A 24,186-nucleotide genomic window follows, 5' to 3' on the forward strand; every position below is an offset into this window, starting at 1 on the left:
AAGATGCAACGGATTGGGGAGTTAATGGCAAAACCTAAAAATGCTCAGGAGGCCTATCGTGAAATTATTGATGATCCATCGATTAAAGAAGCGTTAAGCCAGTATGGCGATGAAATTGAACTTTCATTAATTTCGAGTTATATTTCTGATTTAGATGAGTTTTTAAGAAATAAAGAGAAGTGTCAGGGATGTAAAGGGATTGATCACTGTTGCCAACCGGTAAAGGGGCATTATCCGATGTTAAAGCCGGTCCATAAACAGTTAAAGGTGTCATATACGCCGTGCCAATATGCTTTAAATCAACGTCATTTAGAAAATATTAAAAGTTTTCATATGCCATCAGACATTTTAAACGCTAATTTCGAAAGATTTATTATGGACCCTGAACGGGTGGAATTTTATGAAAAAGCGACGTTATTTATTAACGAATATATGTCGACCAAAAAGGGAAGAGGTCTTTATTTATATGGACCGTTTGGGACAGGAAAAACGTATATGTTAAGTGCAATAGCTAATATTTTATCGCAACGAGGAATTGTTTGTGGGCTCGTTTACTTTCCGGAACTTATTGCTGAAATTAAATCAGGCTTTAATAGTGAAACGAATGGTGCTTACGATAAGATTGAGCAACTCAAAGAGATTGAGATTCTCATGCTTGATGATATTGGAAGTGAGTCAATGACGAGTTGGATGAGGGATGAAGTCCTTGGACGCATTTTGAATTATCGCATGCATCAGGGGCTACCAACCTTCTTTAGTTCTAATCTAGACTACCAACAATTGCAGCATCACTATTCATATACGCAAAAAGGTGAAATCGAAGAGATTAAAGGAGCACGTGTGTTAGAACGAATTAAGGCCTTAACCGTCCCCGTTAAAATTGCAGGAACAAACTATCGACAAAAACGATGAAATCATCAGATTTTTTCTTGATTTTAAAAAAATCATGCATTATAATATGACTCAGTGATATAATATAAATAAATATTAAAGGTTTTGAAAAGGATACGGTTTAATAAAAACGTCTTTTTAGAGAAGTGACTATTAGCTGAAAGGTTACTAAGAACGCTTATTAAATTACTCCCTTTGAACTGGACTTGAAAAAGATTCCCGTTTGCTGCGTTAAAGCGAAATTAAGTTGCTGATAAGAATTTTCTTATCGGAATTAGGATGGTACCGCGATTTTAATCGTTCCTACTTGTAAAGATTAGGAGCGATTTTTTTTATTGTCAAAATAATCGCTCCCGTTATCAAAAGATACAAAAAGGAGGAAATATTATGATTAACATTACTTTCCCTGATGGAAATGTAAAACAATTTGATAAAGGAGTAACTGCTGAGGCGATTGCACAATCTATTTCACCAGGATTACGCAAACGATGCGTGGCTGCAAAGGTGAACGGACATTTATATGACTTCACTCGTCCGATTGAAACAGATGCCAAAATTGAATTAATTACAAATGATCGTCCGGAAGCATGGGAAATTATCAACCATTCAGCGGCGCATTTAATGGCGGCAGCTGTTAAACGTTTATATCCAGATGCAAAATTTGGGGTAGGTCCAGCGATTGAAGATGGGTTCTACTATGATATTGATACAGAAGCAAAAATCACAGAGGCGGATTTAGCGGCTATTGAAAAGATGATGCACAAAATTTCTTCTGAAGCCTTACCCATCGTTCGTCATGAATTAAGCCGTGAGGAAGCAAAAGCGTTATTTGCAAACGATGAATATAAATTAGAATTAATTGACGCTATTCCAGCTAACGAAGTGATTACTACTTATTCAGAAGGTGATTTCACTGACTTATGTAGTGGGGTTCACGTTGCAAATACAAAAGATATTAAATTCTTTAAATTATTAAATGTGGCTGGTGCTTATTGGCGTGGAGACAGCGATAATAAAATGTTAACACGTATTTATGGGGCAGCTGCGAATACAAAAGATCAATTAGCTGAACATTTACGTATTTTAGAAGAGCGTAAAGAGCGCGATCATAAAAAAATCGGACGTGAATTAGAATTATTTACATTCAGTCCATTAGTTGGACAGGGATTACCTATTTGGTTACCAAACGGAATGAAAGTTCGCCAACAAATTGAACGTTACATTATCGATTTAGAGGAAGAATACGGATATCAACACGTAGCGACACCGGTTCTTGGATCAGTTGATCTATATCGTACATCAGGACACTGGTCACACTATAAAGAAGATATGTTTGTTCCAATGGAGATGGATAATGAAGAACTTGTGTTACGTCCAATGTCTTGTCCGCATCATATGATGGTTTATAAAACAAAATTACGTTCATATCGTGATTTACCAATTCGCTATGCTGAGCAAGTTATTCAACACCGTTTTGAAGCTTCAGGTGCGTTAACAGGTCTTGAACGTGTTCGTGCGATGACATTAACAGATTCTCACTTATTTGTTCGTCCCGATCAAATTAAGGAAGAGTTCTCACGCTGCTTAGAGTTAATTCACCGGGTAATCAAAGATTTCGGAGTGGAAATTAACTATTATCGTCTGTCACTTCGTGACCCTCAAAATAAAGAAAAGTATTTTGATGATGATCAAATGTGGGAAACAGCAGAATCAATGTTACGTGAAACATTAGTTGAAAATAATATTCCGTTTATTGAAGCGGAAGGAGAAGCAGCCTTCTACGGTCCTAAATTAGATATTCAAATTAAAACAGCATTAGGACATGATATCACTATGTCAACTATTCAGTTAGACTTCTTATTACCAGAACGTTTTGATTTAACATACGTTTCTGAAACAGGAGAAAAAGTGCGTCCTGTCGTTATGCACCGTGGATTAATCGGAACATATGAACGTTTTATGGCTTACTTAATTGAAACTTATAAAGGGGCATTCCCATTATGGTTAGCACCAACACAAGTCACTGTGATTCCAGTAAATAACCAATATCATTTAGAGTATGCGCAAGAAGTAGCGAAAGAGTTACGTAAATATAAAGTTCGCTTCGAATTAGACGATCGTGAAGAAAAAATGGGATATAAAATCCGTGAATCACAAACTAAAAAGGTTCCAATGTCTATTGTTTTAGGAGATAAAGAGGTTGCGAATAAAGAAGTGACATTCCGCCGCTTTGGAGAACAAAAAACAACAACATTACCATTAAAAGAATTTATCCATTTCTTAGTAGATGAAATTGCAGAACGTAAAAATTATCTACCTGAATAATTGATCCATGTGATGAAATAAAAAAACACTTAAAGGCTTAATGGCGTTTAAGTGTTTTTTTGTCGTTGAAAGAGAAAGGGATTATTTGTCATAAATATTATTAAAAGCATAAATTCCATAAATGTATTTTTTTGTGGTATATTGACAGAAAAAAGTTTTTTTTGTAAAATTGTAGAGGAATTGATCTGAAATTTTATAGGGGATTAATTTAATAACTATTAAGGAGATGAGAGTTTATATGAAAGTAACTAGCAAAGTTATTATTGGCCTATTTATGGCTACAAGTATGTCATTAGCAAATGCAGAGGGTGTTTTTGCAAAATCAGACTATGAGGTAATAATGCCTGAAGATTTTCTTATGCGTTCAAGTGATTTAAAAACCTATTCACAACAAATTAGGGATTTGAATCAACCTATTATTGATAAGTTACCCGAGGATGAAAGGTAAGATGCTACTAGAAATGTCTTAGAAGTTATAGCGGATTTAAATAGAGAGGAGATTGATGCTATTACAGAAATGAAAAAGGATAGCTTAGTCCCTAATAGTGTAAATTATACAGCTAGGGCAGACTGGACTAATTATGGTGATATCTTAATTAGTATGGATAAGACCTTTTCGTGGAGATGGCCTAAGACAGGAGGGGTATATGTAGAGTGGAACCATGGTCATGCGGGTATTGCTGATTTTACAACCAATTATGTGATCGAAGCGCACCCAGACTTCGGGGTGGCTAGTAAAAATAGATATAAGTCGTTTTGGGCAAAATATAACACGGATGAGTTATACGTGGGCGGGGCAACTCAAGCGAAGTATAAAACAGCTGTGAATTATGCAAGGCAACAAATAGGAAAACCATATGCAATTAAAACTACACTATCTAGCACAAATGCTTGGTACTGTTCAAAATTAGTATACAAGGCGTGGTTGGCGGCTGGTTATAATGTAGGGAATGCTAAAACAAGCTTTCCGATTCCATCAGGTATTGTAGGTGTCACTCCGTATCAGATTTTATGGGATGATAATGTATTTTTCTATCAGAAGGTAAAATAATGAAAAAAGGGGATTAATATGAGAAAAAGAGTGTTACAATTGGGTGGCTTACTTATTTTTATTGTACTTGCTTCCTATGTCTTTCATCAGATGAAGCAGGGGGGTTCATCGGATTCGGCCACTGAGTTTAGTGCGAAATATATTGTAAGTCAAGATCCGTATAACAACTCCGTCTTAGTGACAACGGACGATCAAGGAAGGGTAAAAAACTATGAGGAGTTTCCAGTGGAAACAGGAATTGAGTATTCTTACCTGAAACAACTCGGTCAGCAAGTGTATTTTGATGGCTATATTGCCAAAACGCCGTCATTCTATGATTATGACACAAAAGAAATTACAACGCTACCGACCTTAAATAAAATTTATGATGTGATTAATCCATTCTCTCAACAGCTTTTTTTAACCGTGAATGGAGGATTCGCCGAGGAAGGGTTATATAATTCTGGGGCGTGCTATTTGGCAGATGAGTGGGTTTGTAAGGAGTTTGAAAGTGAACTGGCTATAAGAAATGGTGTCATGTTTAATAATAAAATTTTTCTATACGCTAACACAGCTTCTCCCGAATTAGATGAGGATGACAATCTAATAATTGAGGAGAAAATTTTAGTCTATGATTTATCATTTAATTTACTTTATTCTTGCGATATTAGAGATAATCTCGGAATAAATGATGGTCCTATTGAGTTCTATCACGCTAATAATAAGTTGTTTATATTTGGGACTGACGAGGAAAATGGCTCGTTTATGATTTTGGAAGTTGATGAGAATCTGACTATTCAAAAGAAAGTAAGCTATCCTGAAACAGACTCGAAAGAACGCGAGCAATGTGTTCCGGCTTCTAGATTTAGTCTTAGTGACGATGAATTGTTTTTGGAGGTTCTTTGTAATAAATCGTCGGAAGCCTCAGACTATCAAAAGGGATTGTATCAAGAGGATAATTTACTATTAAAAATAGACTTAAATGATATCGAGAATGCGAATTATGAAGTGTTTTTGTACGGGGATAAACGGATGGCTGGATTTGACTTTCAAAATCAAATCATCTTATTAGAAAATCGTCTTTACGAAGGAGAAAACATAGAATTAGATGTTTATGATGCCAACTTTAGTAAACTAGGGACGACGACCCTTGAAAGCTTGGATAGTAGGACGCCAACACTCGTTGATATTTCGATGGATTTAATTAAAAAGGATTCTGACAAATAGCGCAGGTGAAAAAGAAACTAAAACGATTAAGAGATTACCCAAAAGGGCAAGATGAACGAATCTTGCCTTTTTGCTATCTTTGAAGATTGTGATGAAAAAACGTATCTTATCGGTTTCGATTGATATTTAGAAGGGATAATCATTAAGATGATAGGGGATAATCCCTGTAATGAAATAAAAAAACACTTAAAGGCTTAATGGCGTTTAAGTGTTTTTTTTGTCGTTGAAAGAGATTTTGTTAGCTGAAAAAGTGGAACGTTCATGGGCATAAATATAAGGGTGATGGCTTAAAATGTAAGGAATAGTTTGAGAGAGTCTTACATGATGGGGGTAACAGAAGTGATAAAAAGTTTAATCTTAGATCTAGCAATCATTGCTGTTTTTTATTTAATCGTATCAACCTATTATAAGCGTTCGTATCGTTTGAATTTGCTTCACTTGTTAATGCAATTAGCATCGATGATTTTAGCTGGCGTCCTTTCTTTTGGAATTACCACGATGCTGATGAATCGCTTTTTTTCAACCTTTGATTTTTCTTCATGGATTCCGGAAAGTTTTAGTTACGTTCTTCAACCTTATGAGCAATACGTGCTTCCGTTTATTATTTTTATGATTTTATTTATTTTGCTATTTGCCGTATTTAAAAGTTTACTCTATGTTTTTTCAGTGAACTATGAATGGGAAAACTATTTATGTCCGCAAATTAAGTTTGATCGTAAGGTGGACCATCTTTTAAGTGGATGTTTAAGTGCCTTACATGCGTATACATATCTTTTAGTCATTCTTTTTATTTTATCCTTTCCTTTGTTTGGGGTTGTCGGAAAATATTCAGTAAGCCAACTTTTGTTGCACATTAATCCGGTAATTGGGGCATTTGTCGATGATCTTTCTGAACCGTATTATAAAGTTCAAAAGGGAATGCGTTTGTTTGGGGATGAGATGGAGTTGTTATATGCTAATAATGAGGTCGATTTTGAATATTTAAAGGAATACATCGATCAAGAACCTGCGAAGCGAGTGAAGATTCAGTCTTCCTTTGAAATGATAACACCGTTATTTGCAACACCAACTGCGTATTTAAAGTTTTTTGATTATGAAACTATTGATAAAATAAGTATGAGTAAACATTTAAGACAAATGAAGAGGTATATTGACGAAGATGTGTTAACATTGGAAATTTTTAATTCTTATTATAAAGAGTTGCTTTGTAACGGAACGTATGGTAAACTAATCGAGGATCAAATCATTAATGATGAAGCTTTACAGCTATTAATGCAAAGTCCATTGTTAAATGATGATAATCTAAAAAAATTGAAGAATATTTAATACCTAGTTGACATAAACTAATTGAGGTGTTAAAATTAATAAATGTGAATATCATGTGGAAAGAAGAAGTACCCACTTCTCACCTGATCAGCTTCAGTTGATAGGTTCAAGGTCACATCGTTACGATGTTACGTGATTGTGATTTAAACGTGGGCGCTTTATCTTAGGTTATAGTGCTTGCGTTTTTCTTTTTTTCCATGAATGTTCTATAAAATTGGAGGTGCTCATCATTAGCAAGAAAAATGTAAAAAACGAGAGCTTAATCAATGAAGATATCCGTGCAAAGGAAATGTTAGTGATTGGTCCGAATCGTGAGCAATTAGGATTAATGCAACGTAAAGATGCATTACGTGCTGCTTCTGAGAAAAACTTAGATTTAGTATGTGTTGCACCACAAGCTAACCCAATTGTTTGTCGTATTATGGATTATGGTAAATACCGTTACGAACAACAACGTCACGCTCGTGAGGCTCGTAAAAACCAAACGACTGTGAGTTTAAAAGAAGTTCGTTTAAGTCCTAACATTGAGCAACACGACTTTAATACAAAGTTGAAAAATGCACAAAAATTCCTTGCAAAAGGTGATAAAGTTAAAGTAAGTGTACGTTTTAAAGGACGAGAAATCGCACACACGGAATTTGGACGTAACGTTTTAACTCGCTTTGCTGAGGGGTGCGCTGAGATTGCGGATTTAGAATCAAATCCTAAACTTGACGGACGCTCAATGTTTCTCGTTTTAGCACCAAAGAAAAAGTAGAAAAGATAAAGGAGGAACTCTACCATGCCAAAAATGAAATCTCATCGTGGAGCTGCTAAACGCTTTAAACGTACAGGATCAGGAAAATTAAAACGTTCTCACGCTTATACAAGCCATTTAGCTCATAACAAAACAACAAAACAAAAGAAACACTTAGCTAAATCAGCTGTTGTATCTAATAGCGATTACAAACGTATTAAAGATATGTTATATAGCTTATAATAATCACTAAACATTTTTCGTAACAACAAAGGAGGAACTCATTATGCCACGTGTAAAAGGTGGAGTTGTATCACGCAAACGTCGTAAACGCGTTTTAAAATTAGCAAAAGGTTATTTCGGATCTAAACATACATTATACAAAACAGCAAATGAGCAAGTAATGAAATCATTACAATACGCTTACCGTGACCGTCGTCAGAAAAAACGTGATTTCCGTAAATTATGGATCACTCGTATCAATGCGGCTGCTCGTATGAACGGATTATCATACAGCAAATTAATGCACGGATTAAAATTAGCTGGAATCGAAGTTAACCGTAAAATGTTAGCAGACTTAGCTGTTTCTGATGCTGCTGCATTCGCAACTTTAGCTAATACAGCTAAAGAAGCAATGAATAAATAATTTATTGTTTCATATTTTTTAAGAGAATAAGCATCCTTTAGGGATGCTTTTTTTTATGATTTAAATGGGTTAGTTAGATAGATATGTGGGGTGTTTTAAACGAGAGCTCATGTTTATCCGTATTAATTTGGAAGTTTTTCAGGCTCTTTGTCAAATCGTGTGGGTGAATAAAATCTATACATGTAATCAAGAGGAATTAGGCCATTCTTTAGACGGCTTGGTTCCTCTTCTTTTTTTGTTCAAAAGTGTATTTATGAATAATCAAAATTCTTGCTTTGAAATGGTAGAAACTACGGTATCCGAAGGCAATACGTTTAATGACTTTAATGTTATTGTTAATTCCTTCGAGTACTCCATTTGTATAAGGAGTTTCGATAGTATTTTTGACATAATCTTGATAATGAGTGAGTGTTTTTAAAGCTGTTTTCATTTCGTGTGAAAGCAGGTCAGAGGGGTGTTGAATGGCATGATGAAATATTTCAAGGTTACGAAGTTTAATAGCCTGTTGGACAGTTTGGTAGAAATCATAAGTCTCCTTTAGTTCAGGGTCTAGGGCTAATAAAAAGTCAATAATTTCTTGTTGAGAGATCATCTTTTTGAAGCAGTTGGAATAGAAGTAATGAGTGGCATTAAGATCTTCTTGGGCTTTTAAGAGAAGTCGCCAATAATGTTTGAATTTATTATAAAACTCTTTATTTTGATTCATGAAACGAATGCGTGTTTTATTAAGAGCACGAGAGACTAGTTGAACGATATGAAATTTATCTAAAACAATCTTAGCCTTAGGGAATACCTCTTTAATGAGTGTCATATAAGGGGCGTACATGTCAATGACGACGTGGGTTACACCTTCACGAGCTGCTTTAGAAAATCGCATAAAATAAGTCCTTAGTGTACTTAAGCGACGGTCTTCAACGATATCAATTAGCTTTCCATTGGACGCATCACAAAAAATGAAGGACATTGCTCCGTTCCCTACCAATGGAGGATACATGCTTCGCATGGCAGGTGACCCTCGGCCGATTTAACCGACTTAAACTCGTCAAAACAAAGAACTTTTGGGAGAGAATTAAAGGGAAGCGGCTGTTCTTCATAGGAAGAATGAATGACGCGGTTAACGGTTGAATGAGAAACGTTAAGCTCACGTGCAATATCTGTTTCGGATTTCTTATGACTAGCTTCTAAAAAGATGGCTTGTTTTACGGGAGTGGAAATAAAACAATTAGGGTTAACAAGAGATGTTTCTAGGGTAAATGTTCGGTCACAATGACGGCATTTATAACGTTGTTTTTTTAAGTCTAGATAAGCATCAAATCCGGAAATTTTGACTAGCTTAATACGTGAAGTTTTGAAGCCGTGTTTAATGATATTTGAGTCAAAAGAATGACCACAGTGGTAGCAATGAGTCGGTTGAAAAGAAAGAGTTCCCAAAATAAGTTTAGAACGAACATTCTTAATCTGAGTTTCTTGGATACAATTTTTTGAAAAAGTAATATTTTTATCTTTTAAATCAAGTAAAGTTGAGATACAATTAGTGTGAGACATAAACCCAATCCTTTCGTGTTTTTTTGGTCGATTACATTGTATAGAATTTGGGACGTTATGTCTCTTTTTTTGTACTTATTTTTTAATTCCAATAAAAGAGGTGTGGGCATCACCCACACCAAATATTATAGAACCGTTTTTCAATTGAAATGTTGAATCATTTTTGATCTCGATTTCACATATTTTAGAATTTGAAGAATATAATGAATTGAAATATCAAATTAGGAGGGTCTAACATGAGTTATTCATTTAATTGGGATTGTACATTACCGATCAACAACATAGCAGATATCGTATCGCTTAATATTGTGCCAAACACAAAGGCGCACGATGAAGGAGATTATTTATCTTTACGCGGCGATGTATCGATTGATGGAGAGTACTTAACAACAGAAGGAACACAAAAAACATTTACTGAGCATATTCCACTTGATATTACTTTACCTAATAGCGGTAAAAAAGGGGATATTAATGCCGATATTACGAATTTTGATTATGATGTAAAAGGTGATAATAGTTTAGCCTTATCTTTAAATTTAACATTAGAAGGATATGACTTAGGTGATGTGGTGAAATTAGTAGATGAGGATCACCATGAAGAGGACTCTCAAACACAGGCCCCTGTGATGTTTAATAAAGGTGCCGAAGTTGCTAAGTCTGAGGTTTGTGAAGTTGTGGAAGTAGAACCTGCAGTTGAGGAAGTGAACGAAATCGAAGTAGTAGAAGATGATTCGGATTATATCGATTTTGACGAGGTTGTATTCGATCATCAACCGATGCACGAGGCTATTGATCCAATGTTAGCTGAAGAGCGTAAAGAAGCTTTAACTGATAAGATTAAAAAAGTGATTGAGAAGCAAACAGCTACTGTTTCTGATTCAACCGTGGAAAATGTAGTAGAACCAACGAAAGAGACTGAAGTAACGGTTGTAGAACCAGTGGTCGGGGAAGAAGTTAAGGTAGAAAAAGAGCATCATAAGGCTGTTCCAGAAATTCCAGTGGTTCACCAAGAGGTAGAGGTTGAAGAGACAGATGAAGTGTTACCATTTCCAATCAAGAAAGAGAACGCTGCAGAAGTCACAGTGAAACCTCAACAGAAATCAGAAATTTTTGATATGTTATACTCATTAGAAGGGGAACATCCAATTACAAATGATTCAGTAGAAGACGTTGTGGAAACAGTTGTAGAAGCAACACAACCAGTAGAAGAAGCAGAGTTGCTTGAAGTGGCAGAAAAGATGGAAGAATTAGCCCCTAATACGTCAGTTTCAGTTGTTTCAAATGAAGATTCAATTGCTAATCAATTTTCAGATGGGGAAAGCATTTTAAAAATCATTTTTGTTCAAGAAGAGGAAACAACGATCACAAATATTTGCACAAAGTATGGGGTGTCAGAAAAAGAAATTTATAATAAGGATGAGTTGGCTACACCATTACGCTGTGGAGATCGTGTGATGATTAACTATGGCAAATTACGATGAGATAAAGGAATTTGTTCAGGCCCATTATGATTTAGTAATTGAATCGATAACACCGATTACGCAAAAATCTATGAAAATTAGAGCGACTAATCACGAGTATTTGTTAAAAGTCGCTAGTGGGAATGATGAGTTTATTATGAAGCAACTTTTTGCGTATAAATCGTTGTCACATAATATATTACCTATTTATCGCACAAGGGATAATAAGCACTGCGTCCCTTGGCGCGATCATTTTTTTTACCTCACGGACTATGTTCAGACTATCCCACTTCCGCTTGAGCAACAGATTCACTATTACATTGCATTACTTGGGAAACTACACGCTGAAACAGCGTTAGAAGTCGATGTGCGTGATGATGAGCTGCAACGTATTTATAATAAAGATTATAAGAGGTTACAAGATAGTTATGATGCGTTGCAAAAAAATATGGAGGCTTTTGAGTTGAGGCAGGAGCGCTCTCCCTTTGAGTGGTATTTTATGATGGTCTATCCCATGTTGTATACGATGTTGCATCATGCTCATGATGAGTTAAAGAAATTTTATGATTTAATCAAGAAAGATAAAAAAATGCCGATTAGTTTAATTCATGGGGATGTAAATGTTGCTAATTTATTAGTAACTGAAAAGTCGTCCTATTTAATTAACTTTGAAAAGAGTATGTTTTCTATTTCCTCTGTCGACATGTGTTTGTTTTTAGAAAATTATCATCAAGTCCCAGGGTTGCATTCCATTATTTTAGATTACGTAAAAAATGAGAAGGTTCAAGCGCTGCGACACTATTTCTTTTTTCGATCACTTTGTATTGACCTAGAGGAATTAAATCAAAATTTACAGGATCATTCGCTCATTAATATTGCGTTATTAAATGAGTGTATCGCCCCCCACTTAATGGCTTTGCAGGTGTATGACCAATTTAATGCACCGCCGCCGAGTTCAACAACCGGAACGAAGTCATCATAAATGAATCTCCTCTGTTATGAAAAATGGGGATAGGTGGTTGCTTTATAAAAATTTTCGGCTGAGTAACCGCTGATGATTCGTGTGAGGGAAAGTTTATCAAAGGCAAAGGGTTATTCTGTTTGTATATTAGCTATGAAAAAAGTAATTGGAATTGAATGTTCTTCCAATTACTTTTTTTGTATGGATGAAAAGGAGGGGACTTTTCATTCGTATGACAGTGGATTTGATCGTTTAAATGTTCCGTTGTCGTGATGAGGAATCCTTATTTAACGGTCATTAATCGAATGGAGTTAGCGATGACAGTTTAGCTACCATTGTTTGAAGGGCTGTTGCTTAAAGGATAGAAGGAGAAAGGGAGAATTAGAACGTTATCGAATCAATTGATTCTAGTGAAACGATAGTTAGAACGCAAAAAGCAATCGTTCAATGAGGCGAAACGATTGCTTTTTAAAAAGGCTACAGACCTGGAGTCATGGCCTACTTTTATGTTAGGCTGAATTAGCAAATCCACCACAAAAGTCCGAGTAATCCTCCAAGAATCATGAGCATTACAAAATCAAATTGGGAAAATGAAAAAATGATTAAATAAAGTTGATAGAAAAATAAAACAGAAATAATTGAGCGAAGGGATTGCAAATAAGCTCTAAACCCTCCACCCCGCTGATAGCGTCCCATATTTTCACCCCCTATGCTATAGTCTATGCGGACAGGAAACGGAGTATCAATTCGTTTTCACAAAAGAAAATAAATATTTTTCGTGTAGAAGGTTATAAAATTTTTGACTAACTCTTGAATAAGGAGGCGGATTATAGTAGAATATCAGTGTATATAATGTGATATAAAAAACGATGATCAGGAGGAGTAAAAGTTTCCTTCACATTCTAGAGAGAGGTTTCATAGCTGAAAGAACCTTATGTGATCACTTTGAAGTAGCCTGTGAGTTGAGTTTCTGAAATAAAAGTAGGAAATTTCGTTTACTGCGTTAAAGTTTAGAGAGGTAGGTTTTTGAACCTGCAAACAAGGTGGTACCGCGGAATAGTAGCATTTCGTCCTTAGTTATAGGGCGGAGTGCTTTTTTTTGCGGCTTGATAATAACAGATAACGTCCTTGAATTGCTACGATATCGGTATAAAGCTTAATTCATCATAAATAAGGAAAAGGATAGATTCTCCCACCATGTTCTTCTAAAAATCACGGAGTAAGGTTCTAAGGTTGGTTTTTGAAAGAGTACTAAAGAATTTATTGATGACTTATGACGATTAAGATTTTAACAAAATAAAAAACTTTCTTTAAAACGAAGAGTGATGATTCCAATTATTTAAAAGAGCAATCGTTTTCCTTTTATTTAAAAAAGGCGCTGATAAATAAAGGAGTCTGACATTCAGTGAGAGACCTTTTAAATACGAGTTACAAAGATAAAATATGAGAGCCAAAATCCAGGTGGTGCTTATATTCTCACTTTTTTTGAAGGAGAAACTGCTTAAAAAGAGGATTAAATGAAGACGTGTTAAATAGGAGCTAGTATAAGTCCAAAATCCAGGTGGTATTTATAAAATCGAACCTATTTAACCTATTAAAGAATTTTAAGTCTGGTTCATCATAATCGAACGGATTAAAGGAAAAGGTGTTAGGGTGATGAAGTGTAACATGAAAGCTAAAATCCAGGTGGTTTTCTTCACTTTAAACCTTAAATCCATATCGATAAGAGAAATATTTTTAACGAAGAAGTTTGGAAGTTAATTTTTCATCGTATGTTTATAAATCCAAAATCCAGGTGGTTTTATAATGATTCATTCATGATGAATGATAGTTCATTTAGAAAAGAGTCAGGATTTATTTATCAAAATGTAGAGGTCCAAAATCCAGGTGGTACTTATCAACGTTTAAGTAGTAAATTCTTCCCTGCTAAATGAAGAAAAACGATAGAGATTTACTTCAATAAGATTTTATTTTTCCAAAATCCAGGTGGTTCAAATAAAATCTATAGATCTTTTTTGTCTATAAAATGAGTATTATCGTTATTTTGATGAGAAAATGTCTTTAAAATGGCAGGATGAACCCTAGCAAACGGTTCCTTTTGAATCAAATGGATTATAATGACTAGTTAATTAATTCTATGTCCCAACTTTAATCGAATATCTTGTGGGCAGATGGTCTCTTTTTAAAAATAATTAGGTGAGTGAAAAAAGTTAATCGAAATAAACGTATTAAAAAGAATAATCGCTTGAATCAGTTTTGACCTTTATGTGAAGGTGAATATTTTTTAATTGATAAGTCCAAAATCCAGGTGGAATGAATCATTAATTTAAGAGGGACGAAATATTTTTAAATCATTTAGGTAATCGTCATAGTGGTTTTAATGATTGTTTTTTAAAGGACCGATTAACTCTTGAACGGATACTAGCGTATTCCTATCAAGAAAGAAACACGAGATAGACAAAAAGGCTTATTTTCATGAGATTTAAGAATCTTACGTCCATTTTCATTGATTTCAAAAAATATGAAAAATATTTTTAATTAAAAGCAAGCATTTAACAATGAGACATCATCCATTTTTTGATTCGTCATGCGCGTTCACCACGCGTCATAACGGGTTATTCCCATTTGATTAGGAATCTAATTCATTCATTTGATAGAATAAGCACACTCACCATGTGTAAATTCAGATTATTCCAACCTAATCAAAAAGAAATCCATCCATTCTCCTTGTTTTATTGAACAAGGTGATTATTCCAATCGTCATTGTTTAGTGCTGAGGTTTAGTTAAAGAGTATTTTTTATTGTTTTTTAGATAGGGTGACGATGGCCGAGGAATCTTGAGGAAGTGGGGATAGCCTACTTTGTTTATATAGGCCTGTTGTTTCAAATAAAACGCTAGTCACACTATAATAAGGAGGACCAAAAATGTCAAAAAACTTGGCACCTAAGTATAATCATTTAGAAGTAGAAAATGGTAAGTATGCATTTTGGTATGAGCAAGATTGCTTTAAAGCTCAACCTCAATCGAATAAACCTAAGTATACGATTGTAATCCCACCACCTAATGTAACAGGAAAATTACATTTAGGGCATGCTTGGGATACTTCATTACAAGATATTATTATCCGTATGAAACGTATGCAAGGATACGATGCGTTATGGTTACCAGGAATGGACCATGCTGGAATCGCGACTCAAGCGAAAGTAGATGCGCGTTTAAAGGAGCAAGGTGTTTCACGTTATGACATTGGTCGTGAAGCATTTTTGGAGAAAGCATGGGAGTGGAAAGAAGAGTATGCCGGATTTATTCGCCAACAGTGGGAAAAAATGGGGCTATCTTTAGATTATTCACGTGAGCGTTTCACCTTAGATGAAGGTTTATCAAAGGCTGTTCGTAAAGTCTTTGTTCAATTATATGAAAAAGGGTTAATTTATCGTGGTGAGCGTATTATTAACTGGGACCCAGCAGCACGTACCGCTTTATCAGATATTGAAGTTATCCATAAAGAAATCGAAGGGGCTTTCTATCACTTTAAATATATGATTGAAGGAACAGCTGATTTCTTAGAAGTAGCAACCACTCGTCCAGAAACGATGTTTGGGGATGTTGCGGTAGCTGTTCATCCAGAAGATGAGCGTTATAAGCACTTACTAGGTAAAAACGTATTAATTCCGGGGAATAACAAGCCGATTCCGGTTATTGCTGATGAGTACGTTGAGATGGATTTCGGAACGGGAGCTGTTAAAATTACTCCGGCACATGATCCAAACGACTTTGAAGTTGGAAATCGTCATGATCTTGCACGCCCAATTTGTATGAATCTAGATGGAACAATGAATGAGCTTGCTGGTAAATATAGCGGAATGGACCGTTTTGAAGCACGCCGTCAGTTAGTAAAAGATTTAGAAGAAGCGGGATTAGTCGTTAAGATTGAAAAACATGTGCATTCGGTTGGACACTCAGAGCGTACAAATGCAATTGTTGAACCGTATTTATCAACGCAATGGTTTGTTAAGATGGAAGAATTAGCTGCTCGTTCAGTTGCTAATCAGTCAACGAGCGATAAAGTTAACTTTGTTCCGGACCGCTTTGAAAATACATTCTTACGTTGGATGGAGAATATTCATGACTGGTGTATTTCACGTCAATTATGGTGGGGACATCAAATTCCGGCTTGGTATCATAAAGAGACGGGAGAAATGTATGTAGGTGAGGAAGCACCTGCTGATTCAAGTCAATGGACACAAGACGAAGATGTTTTAGATACATGGTTCTCATCAGCATTATGGCCGTTTACAACACTTGGGTGGCCAGATGTTTCTTCAGAAGACTTTAAAGCCTATTTCCCAACGGATACGCTTGTTACAGGGTATGATATTATTTTCTTCTGGGTATCACGTATGATTTTCCAAAGTTTGGAGTTCACTGACCAGCGTCCATTTAAGAATGTTCTTATTCACGGATTAGTTCGTGATGCTGAAGGACGTAAGATGAGTAAATCATTGGGTAACGGGGTTGACCCAATGGATGTTATCGAAAAATATGGAGCGGATAGTTTACGCTATTTCTTAACGACAAACTCGGCTCCAGGCCAAGATTTACGTTATATCGAAGAAAAAGTAGAGTCTACATGGAACTTTATTAATAAGATTTGGAACGCTTCTCGATTCGTTATTATGAACTTAGATGGAATGACGTGCGAGGATGTTGATTTATCTAAAGCTACATTAAACGTTGCTGATCAATTTATTTTAGGACGTTTAAATGAAACGATTGAAGCAATTAATTATAATGCGGATAAGTTTGAGTTTGGAGAAGTTGGACGTCATCTTTATAACTTTATCTGGGAAGATTTCTGTAACTGGTATATTGAAATGGCTAAGTTACCATTACAAGGTGATGATGAACAAGCCAAACATTCAACGCGTATGGTATTAACGTACGTATTAGAATCAATTGTTAAATTATTACATCCATTTATGCCATTTGTGACAGAAGAAATTTACCAAATGATTACTCGCGAAAATACAGCTTGTGCAGTTGCTTCATGGCCAGTTGTTAAAGAGGAATATAATCATTCAAAAGCCATGACTGATTTTACTTTATTAATGGATATTATCCGAAGTGTTCGTAACATTCGTGCGGAAGTTGAAGCGCCGATGAGTAAACAAATTCGTATTTTCATTAACGCGAAGTCAGAAGAGGCATTAGAAAATTTAACGACAAACCAAGCCTATTTACAACGTTTCTGTAATCCAAGCGAATTAGTTATCGAAAAGGGATTAACGGTAGATGAGGAAACAATGACTGCCGTTGTAACGGGAGCGGATATTTTCTTACCAACTGATGGATTAATCGATGTTAGTGCGGAGATTGAGCGTTTAAATGCTGAATTAAAGAAATTAGCTGCAGAGGTTAAACGCGGAGAATCGAAGTTGGCAAATGAGAAATTTGTGGCGAAAGCACCTGCCCATTTAGTAGAGGAAGAACGTCATAAACTCTCAGATTATAAGGAAAAATACGCAACAGTTGAAGCTCGTTTATTACAACTTCAAAAATAATTTTTACAAAAAAAGCTTTCGGTCATTGACCGAAGGCTTTTTTTGTATGAATCAGGTAGAAAGGTTGGGAAGTCCTTTAAAAATGCTACATTAGTTGATAAAATTATAGATAAGTCTGACTATATTTTTATAAGAAAAAACCTTTTAAATAATGATTAAAGGAAAAGGATGTAGAAAGTGAGTTTCGCTTTATGACTAAAAAGATAACTAATTAAATGAATAAGGATGTGAGGGTATGAAAAAGAAAAGAAAAAAGTACCGGCTAAATGCAAGGTTTTATTGTCTCGTATTAAGCCTTGGTATTATTGTTGCACTTTTTATGAATGTGAGTGCAACGCTCCGACTCAATACGATTCCAAATTTCCATGGATGGTCGACGAAGAAGGTCATGCAGTATGAAAAAGATCATGAAAATATTTTAATGATTTACGACTTGGAGTATTCTTATGATGTGATACAAAACTGTGTCATTGAACAATCGATTAAACCACGAACAAAAATTAGCAATGATCCATTAATTTTAACATTGAAGGTTTCTAAAGGTCGGCCTATCATGGAAGACTTTATTGGAAAGAACTTAAAGGATGTCGAGGAATTTGCTAATCATTATGAATTGAATCTTAAGGTTAAGGGAGAAGAGGGGATTATTTCATCCCAGACGATTAAGGCGGGGGAAGTTTTATCAAGGGGAATGACACTCTCAGTCACGTTAAAATAGGATATAGGGCCCAAAAAACTTTTCATGTTTTATCGCTAACCCGAGATGAGTGAAGAGGAAATTTAGTGTACTTGTCTGAATGTAGAATGGATTTTACGGATAAAAATTAATCGAAACTAGATATCAATAAAGGAAGTGATGGTTATGTTTACACATGGGAGCGAGGTTATTGGTTGGATTAATGGCCAGTTAAGGTTTGGTATTCGTCCGGGACTTTCTCGAATGAAAGAAGCGTTGAAACAATTGAATCAGCCGCATTTAAAGGTTCCGACGATTCATATTGCAGGAACAAATGGAAAAGGGTCGACGGTTACCTATTTGCGATGTGTTTTAGAGGAAGCAGGGTATCGTGTAGGAACCTTTACGTCTCCGTATATTGAGACGTTTAATGAGCGTATTTCATTAAATGGAAGACCGATTAGTGATGAAGACCTTGTTAAATGTGCGAATCGAATTTACTCAGTTGTTGATTTAATAAATCAATCTGATTTAGGTCCGTTTACCGAGTTTGAGATCATAACCTTACTTGCTTTTGTTTATTTTGAAGAGGCCGACGTTGATGTGGTTATCTATGAAGTTGGATTAGGGGGGCGTTTAGATGCTACAAATGTGATTAAGCCGATGGTTTGTGGTATTACAAATATTGGTTTGGATCATGAGCAGATCTTGGGCTCTGCACGGACTCAAATTGCCTATGAGAAGTTAGGGATTGTGAAGCAAGGGGTGCCACTTATTACGACGGAAGAAGATCAGGAAGTTTTAAAAGTATTTGAGGAGGTAACTGCTAAACGTCAATCCCCCCTTATTAAGGCTTTAGAACTTTATCAACCGACCGAAATCTCCTTAAGTGAAAATGGGGTTACTTTTGATTGGCCCTCTCTAAACAGGGTACAATTATCTATGAAGGGGGAGCATCAGGTTAAAAATGCGACGTTAGCTTACGCCATCCTTAAATTTTTAAAAGAAAAAAGGAAATGGGATATTTCTAGCGTAAATATATATAGGGGGATGAAATTGGCCTTTTGGGCTGGCCGTTTTGAGAGGGTGAGACAACATCCACCGGTTATTTTAGACGGGGCGCATAACGTAGAAGGGATGAAAAATTTGTGTGAGACCCTTTCGAAACTTTATCCTATGAAACGAAAGATCTTTATCGTAAGTATTCTTAAGGATAAGGATGCTCATGAAATGTTCAAATTTTTGGCTAATGTGGCCGATGAGGTCTATTTTACGACCTTTGATTATCCGCGTGCCCAGTCAGCACGTGCGCAATATGAGTTGTTTAATCGATCAAATGCTAGCTATGAGGAAGATTTTAAAGGGTTGACTGAATCTGTAATGGGAAGACTTGGCGAGGGGGATTGCTTAGTCATTACAGGATCATTGTACTTTATTTCAGAGGTGCGAAAATTAGTATGTGCTTGAGATTTAGACAATTTTCTTGATTGTCATCTGATATGATGAAACAACAATATAGACGTAGTAATATTAGAAGTAATGAGTGAAGATGATAGGTGGGAATGAGATGAAAGGAAAGAAATTAAAGACTATTATTTCGAAGATTGATTTTAAAAAGGCACAGCCGTTTATTTTATTAACAGTGATTTTTACGGTGCTAGGATTGTCGTTTGGGAAGGCACTTGATACGTTTTTAGTTCGTACGGATGATTCAAAAGAAGTCGTAGAAGTTAAGAATGATGAGACAAATCCTGCAAGTGATTCACAAGAAGAAAAGGAAGCGAGTAAGGACGGCGATAAAAAAGATAAAAAGGAAGAAAAGGTTGCTGAAAATAAAATTTTTATTATGCAGCATGGGGTTTATGAAACATATGATAATGTGTTGAACCTGGCAGGGGAGTTAAAACAAATTGGTTACAATTATGGAATTTTAAAGGTGGATGGAAAATACTCGGTATTTTCTTATATTGGCGGGACAAAGGATAGTCTAGCACCGGTTAAGGAACAGCTAACAGAAAAGAAAATTGACTCCTTTATCAAGGAAGTTGAGGTTCCTCTAGATGACTTAAAATGGAATTACTTTGTTCAGGCAGTTAAACAACGGCCATATGAGATGGATGCAGAGTTTATCCAAACGTTTACAGATGATGAGATGCATATCTGGGGGTACTATGTGACACTCGCTACCTCATCTTTTGAAGCAAACTCGCCTGAGCGACAAAAGATGTTATTAGAAATTTATCAATGGTTAAATGGATAAGAATAGGATGTGATTAATTCAAAATGGAATCGTTTATGATCCGTGATTTACCCTACGAAGAACGACCGAGAGAGCGATTATTATTGGAGGGCGCACATTATTTATCTAATGCAGAATTGTTGGCCATTTTACTTCGAACGGGAAGTAAAGGTCAATCGGCATTAGCTATCGCGCAGAAACTTTTAAGGCAGTCTGAGGGCTTGAAGTTTCTAAATGAAATGACGGTTGAAGAGTTAATGAGTATTCAGGGAATCGGGGAAAGCAAGGCTATTCAGATTTTGGCAAGTATCGAACTTGGAAAACGAATTAGTAAAGCGAGTCATATTAAACAAGATTCTATTTTGTCTCCTGAGGATTGTGTCTCTTTTTTAGCAGCAGATATGAAACATTTAACACAAGAACATTTTATTGTCTTATTTTTGGATACTAAAAATTATATTATTGGTCGGAAGACGATTTTTATTGGATCTTTAAATAAGGCTATTGTTCATCCGAGGGAGGTTTTTAAAGAGGCGATTAAGCGATCATCTGCTTCTGTTATTTGTGCTCATAATCATCCGAGTGGGGATGCCACCCCATCTCAACAAGACATTCAGCTAACCCATCGGTTGTATGAGGCAGGGGAATTGATAGGAATTAGATTGCTTGATCATCTTATTATTGGAGATAATCAATTTACAAGTTTAAAGGAAAAAGGATACCTTTAATGAAAGAAACTCGTAGGTTAATCACTATTCAGTGAGATAATCGCTACGAGTTTTCTTTTTATTCTTTGTTTTCATGAAGGTGCTTCTGTTTTTCATCCTGACGAATTTCCCATTCAATAACAATGGTCATCAGGACACGAAGTAGGAAAATAGATCCGAGAATGATAAGTTCATTAAGACTTTGGATAAGTACTGTTTTTAAAATCTCGGCTGCTAATTTAAACTCAAGACCGGTTGCCATTGAGTTAGCAAATTGGTGTTTTGTCGGATAATGGTCCTTGAAAATAAGTGTTTTCATGTAATGATAGAACGCACGGAATGCGCCGAGCGTAATGATGAAAATGCCCATGGCTTCAAGGATTTGAATAATATAAGGTAAAAATTGTTCAATAAAATGTTCCAATGGTGACATACAGTTATTCCTTCCCAAGATAATCGAATCTTAGTCATAGTTTTCCTATTATAAAAAGTGTTTATACGATAAATTTATAGTTATAGAAATAAAAGTAGCTATTAGTGGACGGAAGAAGAGGGGGGGGCTTATTTATTTAGAGGAAGAGGTAATATTGATGGTTGAATGCCCACGTTTGGCATAGAATATAAAATGATGTGATTGATGGAAATCTCATTTTAACGTTTATATAGGAATTTGGATTGTTTATAGTCATAAATTTTATGATGAGTGAGAAACTTTCATGGATGTCATGTTTAGAGGGGAGAGTTTTAAATGAAGCATATAGGAACATGTCCATTACACACGCCGAGGTTATATTTAAGACGCTTTGAGGTGAGTGATGCTCAGATGGTATTTAATAATTGGAGTAGTGATGAAGAGGTGGCAAAGTTTGTGGCTTGGGCGCCGCATGAAAACGTAGAGATGACGCAACGCATTTTAGAAAGTTGGGAGCGGGCCTATCAATTAAAGGATACCTACCAATGGGCGATTGTTGATCGTGAAAATCAAGAAGTGATTGGTTCAATCTCACTTTTTCAATTTCATCGACGAGGAAGAAAGTTTTATTGCGAGTTAGGATATTGTTTAGCAAAAAATTATTGGAATAAGGGGTTAGCTACTGAAGCCGCCCATTGTGTATTAAGCTTTGCCTTTTTTGATGTGGGAGTTGATGTAGTGACAGCGAAGTATGATGTTTTGAATAAAGCTTCTGAGCGAGTGATGCAAAAGATTGGAATGACGCGTGATAAATATATTCGTCGTGCCGTGTTGACTGAAAGGCGTGGATGGGTAGATTGCGAGACTTACTTCATTTTAAAAAAGGATTTTAAATAAAAGGAGATACTTCTTTTTTAACCTCGCCTCGATCTCATGTAAATTGTGTGAAAAACATTATTTATGACGTTTTATGTGAGGAAAGGCTCTTGTTTCAGACTTATCAATTATATATAATAGGCAATATGGATTAGATTATTGTAAAGACGTAGGATGTGGTTAAATGAAGGGTGTTAATCATTTAAAGGTATTTTTGATTATTGTTTTAGTATTTATGACGCTTATTACGGTTGGATATACGATGCATCAGGAGACTCGTGGGTCTATTCCTCAGCGATTGATTAAGGATGGGATGGTTGTTGTTCAAACCGGTTATACGGGAATAGTTGAGGGCTTCAAACGTTTCTTTGTCAATTTGAATGACCTCTTTCATACATACGAAGAGAATAAAATGTTAAAACAACAGATGTATCAGTACGAATCATTAGAGGTTTATACGCATCAGTTAGAGGAACAGTTGGCTTCATTAGAAGATTTACAACAGACGGGAACGTCTTTAGTTGCGTATGAAACGATTAATGCGACAACGGTGATGCGTAATGTTGACCAGTGGCACGACTTTATTTTTATTAATAAAGGAAGTAAACAGGGGATGAAAGAGAATATGGCCGTGTTATCAAAAGAGGGATTTCTCATTGGTAAAATTATCTCAGTTACTGATTTTTCATCTAAAGTTAAGTTAATTAAGAATCAAGATTTTGGAAGTAAAGTTTCGGCTATTATCGATGGGAAAGAGGGTTCTATTGGAACCGTGGAAGGTTATGATTATACAACTGACGAATTAGTGATGACTCAGGTATCAAAAGATGTAAAAGTGGATAAAGGGGATAAGGTAATTACGAGTGGATTAGGTGGTGTATATCCTAAATCACTTTTAATCGGTTACGTGGATCGCATAGAGGTTAGTAAAGATGGATTAACCCAAACGTTGTACTTAAAAGGAGAAAAAAATTACGATAATATGGATTATGTAATTGTTGTAGCGCGTGAGGCGGTGACGATAGATCATGAGTAGATTAATTATTACGTTTGTGACCTGTTTTGTCATGGATAATCTATTAGTCAGTTTTTTGCCCATTGACCCTATTGTTAGCTATTACCGGGCAATTCCCAATGTCTTTTTAATCTGTTTAGCTTTTTTTACTTTTTATGATAAGGGAATTAGACCTTTTATTTTCGCTTTTATTTTCGGCTTTCTTTATGATGTGTGTTACGCGGATTTAATTGGTTTATATACTTGTTTGTTTCCTATTCTAACGTTTATTATGGTGAGGTTTGTTTCTCAAACCATGCCGATTAATTTGCTGTCGATGATGGCGATGGTCGCTATCTTGGTTATGGGAGAGGAATCCATCGTTTATTTTATTGTGAATACGATGAAAGCAACTAATATGTCAACGTGGACTTTTATCAAATATATTTTAATTCCAACGGCTTTTTTTAATATGCTAGTGACGATTGTTCTCTACCCCATGTTGAAATTTCAATTTAAAATTTATCAAAAAAAGGTTTTGAATGATTTTTAACTAAAAAGAAACGAATCTTG

At 35.6% G+C, this 24,186-nt stretch carries 23 protein-coding genes and 3 other annotated features; of the genes, 19 read left to right on the forward strand and 4 right to left on the reverse strand.

Features of this window, described 5'->3' with window-relative positions; all coding sequences use genetic code 11:
* Positions 1 to 3 precede the first annotated feature (3 nt).
* The 9 genes from dnaI to rplT all read left to right on the forward strand — a co-directional run bounded on the left by dnaI (position 4) and on the right by rplT (position 8,181).
* On the forward strand, positions 4 to 912 hold the full coding sequence (dnaI, locus tag VXM77_RS03505) for a primosomal protein DnaI (protein ID WP_338507159.1): 909 nt from the start codon (positions 4 to 6) through the stop codon (positions 910 to 912).
* 75 nt (positions 913 to 987) lie between these two features.
* Positions 988 to 1,199: a binding site (T-box leader), on the forward strand.
* 79 nt (positions 1,200 to 1,278) lie between these two features.
* Positions 1,279 to 3,216, forward strand: coding sequence for a threonine--tRNA ligase (thrS, locus tag VXM77_RS03510; protein WP_262950836.1), 1,938 nt, complete (start codon positions 1,279 to 1,281; stop codon positions 3,214 to 3,216).
* Between the two features lie 238 nt (positions 3,217 to 3,454).
* Positions 3,455 to 3,664, forward strand: coding sequence for a hypothetical protein (locus VXM77_RS03515; protein ID WP_161831572.1), 210 nt, complete (start codon positions 3,455 to 3,457; stop codon positions 3,662 to 3,664).
* 69 nt (positions 3,665 to 3,733) lie between these two features.
* Positions 3,734 to 4,267, forward strand: a complete 534-nt coding sequence (locus tag VXM77_RS03520; RefSeq protein WP_338507164.1) for a YiiX/YebB-like N1pC/P60 family cysteine hydrolase — start codon at positions 3,734 to 3,736, stop codon at positions 4,265 to 4,267.
* 18 nt (positions 4,268 to 4,285) lie between these two features.
* Positions 4,286 to 5,473 (forward strand): hypothetical protein, encoded by a 1,188-nt coding sequence (locus tag VXM77_RS03525; RefSeq protein ID WP_338507167.1) that lies wholly within the window; start codon positions 4,286 to 4,288, stop codon positions 5,471 to 5,473.
* 339 nt (positions 5,474 to 5,812) lie between these two features.
* Positions 5,813 to 6,799 (forward strand): hypothetical protein, encoded by a 987-nt coding sequence (locus VXM77_RS03530; protein WP_161831575.1) that lies wholly within the window; start codon positions 5,813 to 5,815, stop codon positions 6,797 to 6,799.
* Between the two features lie 54 nt (positions 6,800 to 6,853).
* Positions 6,854 to 6,994 (forward strand) — a sequence feature (ribosomal protein L20 leader region).
* Between the two features lie 25 nt (positions 6,995 to 7,019).
* Complete coding sequence (gene infC, locus VXM77_RS03535; protein ID WP_262950841.1) at positions 7,020 to 7,556, forward strand: translation initiation factor IF-3; 537 nt, start codon at positions 7,020 to 7,022, stop codon at positions 7,554 to 7,556.
* 24 nt (positions 7,557 to 7,580) lie between these two features.
* Positions 7,581 to 7,778 (forward strand): 50S ribosomal protein L35, encoded by a 198-nt coding sequence (gene rpmI / locus VXM77_RS03540; protein WP_161831576.1) that lies wholly within the window; start codon positions 7,581 to 7,583, stop codon positions 7,776 to 7,778.
* Between the two features lie 43 nt (positions 7,779 to 7,821).
* On the forward strand, positions 7,822 to 8,181 hold the full coding sequence (gene rplT / locus VXM77_RS03545; protein WP_055243298.1) for a 50S ribosomal protein L20: 360 nt from the start codon (positions 7,822 to 7,824) through the stop codon (positions 8,179 to 8,181).
* A gap of 208 nt (positions 8,182 to 8,389) precedes the next feature.
* Here rplT and VXM77_RS03550 read toward each other — a convergent pair whose 3' ends face one another.
* Together VXM77_RS03550 and VXM77_RS03555 are read right to left on the reverse strand one after the other, a co-directional pair.
* On the reverse strand, positions 8,390 to 9,184 hold the full coding sequence (locus VXM77_RS03550; protein WP_338506044.1) for an ISL3 family transposase: 795 nt from the start codon (positions 9,182 to 9,184) through the stop codon (positions 8,390 to 8,392).
* Entirely contained in the window at positions 9,157 to 9,726 is a 570-nt protein-coding gene (locus VXM77_RS03555; RefSeq protein WP_338505899.1) for a transposase family protein, read from the reverse strand. The genes VXM77_RS03550 and VXM77_RS03555 overlap by 28 nt, the downstream gene beginning before the upstream one ends.
* A 236-nt stretch (positions 9,727 to 9,962) precedes the next feature.
* On the opposite strand from VXM77_RS03555, the gene VXM77_RS03560 reads away from it, so the two are divergent.
* Together VXM77_RS03560 and VXM77_RS03565 are read left to right on the forward strand one after the other, a co-directional pair.
* Positions 9,963 to 11,207, forward strand: a complete 1,245-nt coding sequence (locus tag VXM77_RS03560) for a hypothetical protein (RefSeq protein ID WP_338507177.1) — start codon at positions 9,963 to 9,965, stop codon at positions 11,205 to 11,207.
* Positions 11,191 to 12,168, forward strand: coding sequence for a hypothetical protein (locus VXM77_RS03565; protein ID WP_338507179.1), 978 nt, complete (start codon positions 11,191 to 11,193; stop codon positions 12,166 to 12,168). The genes VXM77_RS03560 and VXM77_RS03565 overlap by 17 nt, the downstream gene beginning before the upstream one ends.
* A gap of 498 nt (positions 12,169 to 12,666) precedes the next feature.
* Here the strand turns inward: VXM77_RS03565 and VXM77_RS03570 are convergent, their stop codons facing one another.
* The gene (locus VXM77_RS03570; RefSeq protein ID WP_161831579.1) at positions 12,667 to 12,843 is read right to left on the reverse strand and encodes a hypothetical protein; all 177 of its coding nucleotides are present in this window, start codon (positions 12,841 to 12,843) and stop codon (positions 12,667 to 12,669) included.
* 164 nt (positions 12,844 to 13,007) lie between these two features.
* Positions 13,008 to 13,225: a binding site (T-box leader), on the forward strand.
* A 1,847-nt stretch (positions 13,226 to 15,072) separates the two neighbouring features.
* Here VXM77_RS03570 and VXM77_RS03575 point away from each other — a divergent pair.
* From VXM77_RS03575 to radC, 5 genes are all read left to right on the forward strand, one after another.
* A complete protein-coding gene (locus tag VXM77_RS03575) occupies positions 15,073 to 17,709 on the forward strand; it encodes a valine--tRNA ligase (protein WP_338507181.1) in 2,637 nt (878 codons plus the stop codon).
* A 235-nt stretch (positions 17,710 to 17,944) separates the two neighbouring features.
* Positions 17,945 to 18,427, forward strand: coding sequence for a PASTA domain-containing protein (locus VXM77_RS03580; protein ID WP_161831581.1), 483 nt, complete (start codon positions 17,945 to 17,947; stop codon positions 18,425 to 18,427).
* A 144-nt stretch (positions 18,428 to 18,571) separates the two neighbouring features.
* Positions 18,572 to 19,852: a folylpolyglutamate synthase/dihydrofolate synthase family protein gene (locus VXM77_RS03585; RefSeq protein WP_338507185.1), complete on the forward strand. Its 1,281-nt coding sequence runs from the start codon at positions 18,572 to 18,574 to the stop codon at positions 19,850 to 19,852.
* A 100-nt stretch (positions 19,853 to 19,952) separates the two neighbouring features.
* Entirely contained in the window at positions 19,953 to 20,645 is a 693-nt protein-coding gene (locus VXM77_RS03590; RefSeq protein ID WP_338507187.1) for a sporulation protein, read from the forward strand.
* 23 nt (positions 20,646 to 20,668) lie between these two features.
* Positions 20,669 to 21,352 (forward strand): DNA repair protein RadC, encoded by a 684-nt coding sequence (gene radC, locus VXM77_RS03595; RefSeq protein WP_338507189.1) that lies wholly within the window; start codon positions 20,669 to 20,671, stop codon positions 21,350 to 21,352.
* A 58-nt stretch (positions 21,353 to 21,410) separates the two neighbouring features.
* Here radC and VXM77_RS03600 read toward each other — a convergent pair whose 3' ends face one another.
* Positions 21,411 to 21,764 carry a DUF1622 domain-containing protein gene (locus VXM77_RS03600; RefSeq protein WP_161831583.1) on the reverse strand — a complete coding sequence of 118 codons (354 nt, stop codon included), beginning with the start codon at positions 21,762 to 21,764 and terminating at the stop codon, positions 21,411 to 21,413.
* Positions 21,765 to 22,079: 315 nt separating this feature from the next.
* Here VXM77_RS03600 and VXM77_RS03605 point away from each other — a divergent pair, with 315 nt between their 5' ends.
* From VXM77_RS03605 to mreD, 3 genes are all read left to right on the forward strand, one after another.
* Complete coding sequence (locus VXM77_RS03605) at positions 22,080 to 22,640, forward strand: GNAT family N-acetyltransferase (RefSeq protein WP_161831584.1); 561 nt, start codon at positions 22,080 to 22,082, stop codon at positions 22,638 to 22,640.
* A gap of 163 nt (positions 22,641 to 22,803) precedes the next feature.
* Positions 22,804 to 23,655, forward strand: a complete 852-nt coding sequence (gene mreC / locus VXM77_RS03610) for a rod shape-determining protein MreC (protein WP_262953459.1) — start codon at positions 22,804 to 22,806, stop codon at positions 23,653 to 23,655.
* A complete protein-coding gene (gene mreD / locus VXM77_RS03615; protein WP_161831586.1) occupies positions 23,648 to 24,166 on the forward strand; it encodes a rod shape-determining protein MreD in 519 nt (172 codons plus the stop codon). Before mreC ends, mreD begins: the two co-directional genes overlap by 8 nt.
* Positions 24,167 to 24,186: the final 20 nt, after the last annotated feature.

This window comes from Turicibacter sp. KK003 (assembly GCF_037014675.1).
GTDB lineage: Bacteria > Bacillota_I > Bacilli_A > MOL361 > Turicibacteraceae > Turicibacter > Turicibacter faecis.

What these genes read in the sequence shown, in the direction of transcription:
- mreD (WP_161831586.1), top strand. Translation starts at nt 23,648, where the DNA reads ATGAGTAGATTAATTATTACGTTTGTGACCTGTTTTGTCATGGATAAT.
- VXM77_RS03575 (WP_338507181.1), top strand. Translation starts at nt 15,073, where the DNA reads ATGTCAAAAAACTTGGCACCTAAGTATAATCATTTAGAAGTAGAAAAT.
- VXM77_RS03525 (WP_338507167.1), top strand. Translation starts at nt 4,286, where the DNA reads ATGAGAAAAAGAGTGTTACAATTGGGTGGCTTACTTATTTTTATTGTA.
- VXM77_RS03605 (WP_161831584.1), top strand. Translation starts at nt 22,080, where the DNA reads ATGAAGCATATAGGAACATGTCCATTACACACGCCGAGGTTATATTTA.
- VXM77_RS03515 (WP_161831572.1), top strand. Translation starts at nt 3,455, where the DNA reads ATGAAAGTAACTAGCAAAGTTATTATTGGCCTATTTATGGCTACAAGT.
- VXM77_RS03600 (WP_161831583.1), bottom strand. Translation starts at nt 21,764, where the DNA reads ATGTCACCATTGGAACATTTTATTGAACAATTTTTACCTTATATTATT.
- VXM77_RS03585 (WP_338507185.1), top strand. Translation starts at nt 18,572, where the DNA reads ATGTTTACACATGGGAGCGAGGTTATTGGTTGGATTAATGGCCAGTTA.
- VXM77_RS03590 (WP_338507187.1), top strand. Translation starts at nt 19,953, where the DNA reads ATGAAAGGAAAGAAATTAAAGACTATTATTTCGAAGATTGATTTTAAA.
- radC (WP_338507189.1), top strand. Translation starts at nt 20,669, where the DNA reads ATGGAATCGTTTATGATCCGTGATTTACCCTACGAAGAACGACCGAGA.
- VXM77_RS03520 (WP_338507164.1), top strand. Translation starts at nt 3,734, where the DNA reads ATGAAAAAGGATAGCTTAGTCCCTAATAGTGTAAATTATACAGCTAGG.
- VXM77_RS03555 (WP_338505899.1), bottom strand. Translation starts at nt 9,726, where the DNA reads ATGTCTCACACTAATTGTATCTCAACTTTACTTGATTTAAAAGATAAA.
- thrS (WP_262950836.1), top strand. Translation starts at nt 1,279, where the DNA reads ATGATTAACATTACTTTCCCTGATGGAAATGTAAAACAATTTGATAAA.
- VXM77_RS03570 (WP_161831579.1), bottom strand. Translation starts at nt 12,843, where the DNA reads ATGGGACGCTATCAGCGGGGTGGAGGGTTTAGAGCTTATTTGCAATCC.
- VXM77_RS03560 (WP_338507177.1), top strand. Translation starts at nt 9,963, where the DNA reads ATGAGTTATTCATTTAATTGGGATTGTACATTACCGATCAACAACATA.
- rpmI (WP_161831576.1), top strand. Translation starts at nt 7,581, where the DNA reads ATGCCAAAAATGAAATCTCATCGTGGAGCTGCTAAACGCTTTAAACGT.
- rplT (WP_055243298.1), top strand. Translation starts at nt 7,822, where the DNA reads ATGCCACGTGTAAAAGGTGGAGTTGTATCACGCAAACGTCGTAAACGC.
- VXM77_RS03580 (WP_161831581.1), top strand. Translation starts at nt 17,945, where the DNA reads ATGAAAAAGAAAAGAAAAAAGTACCGGCTAAATGCAAGGTTTTATTGT.
- VXM77_RS03550 (WP_338506044.1), bottom strand. Translation starts at nt 9,184, where the DNA reads ATGCGAAGCATGTATCCTCCATTGGTAGGGAACGGAGCAATGTCCTTC.
- mreC (WP_262953459.1), top strand. Translation starts at nt 22,804, where the DNA reads ATGAAGGGTGTTAATCATTTAAAGGTATTTTTGATTATTGTTTTAGTA.
- VXM77_RS03565 (WP_338507179.1), top strand. Translation starts at nt 11,191, where the DNA reads ATGGCAAATTACGATGAGATAAAGGAATTTGTTCAGGCCCATTATGAT.
- dnaI (WP_338507159.1), top strand. Translation starts at nt 4, where the DNA reads ATGCAACGGATTGGGGAGTTAATGGCAAAACCTAAAAATGCTCAGGAG.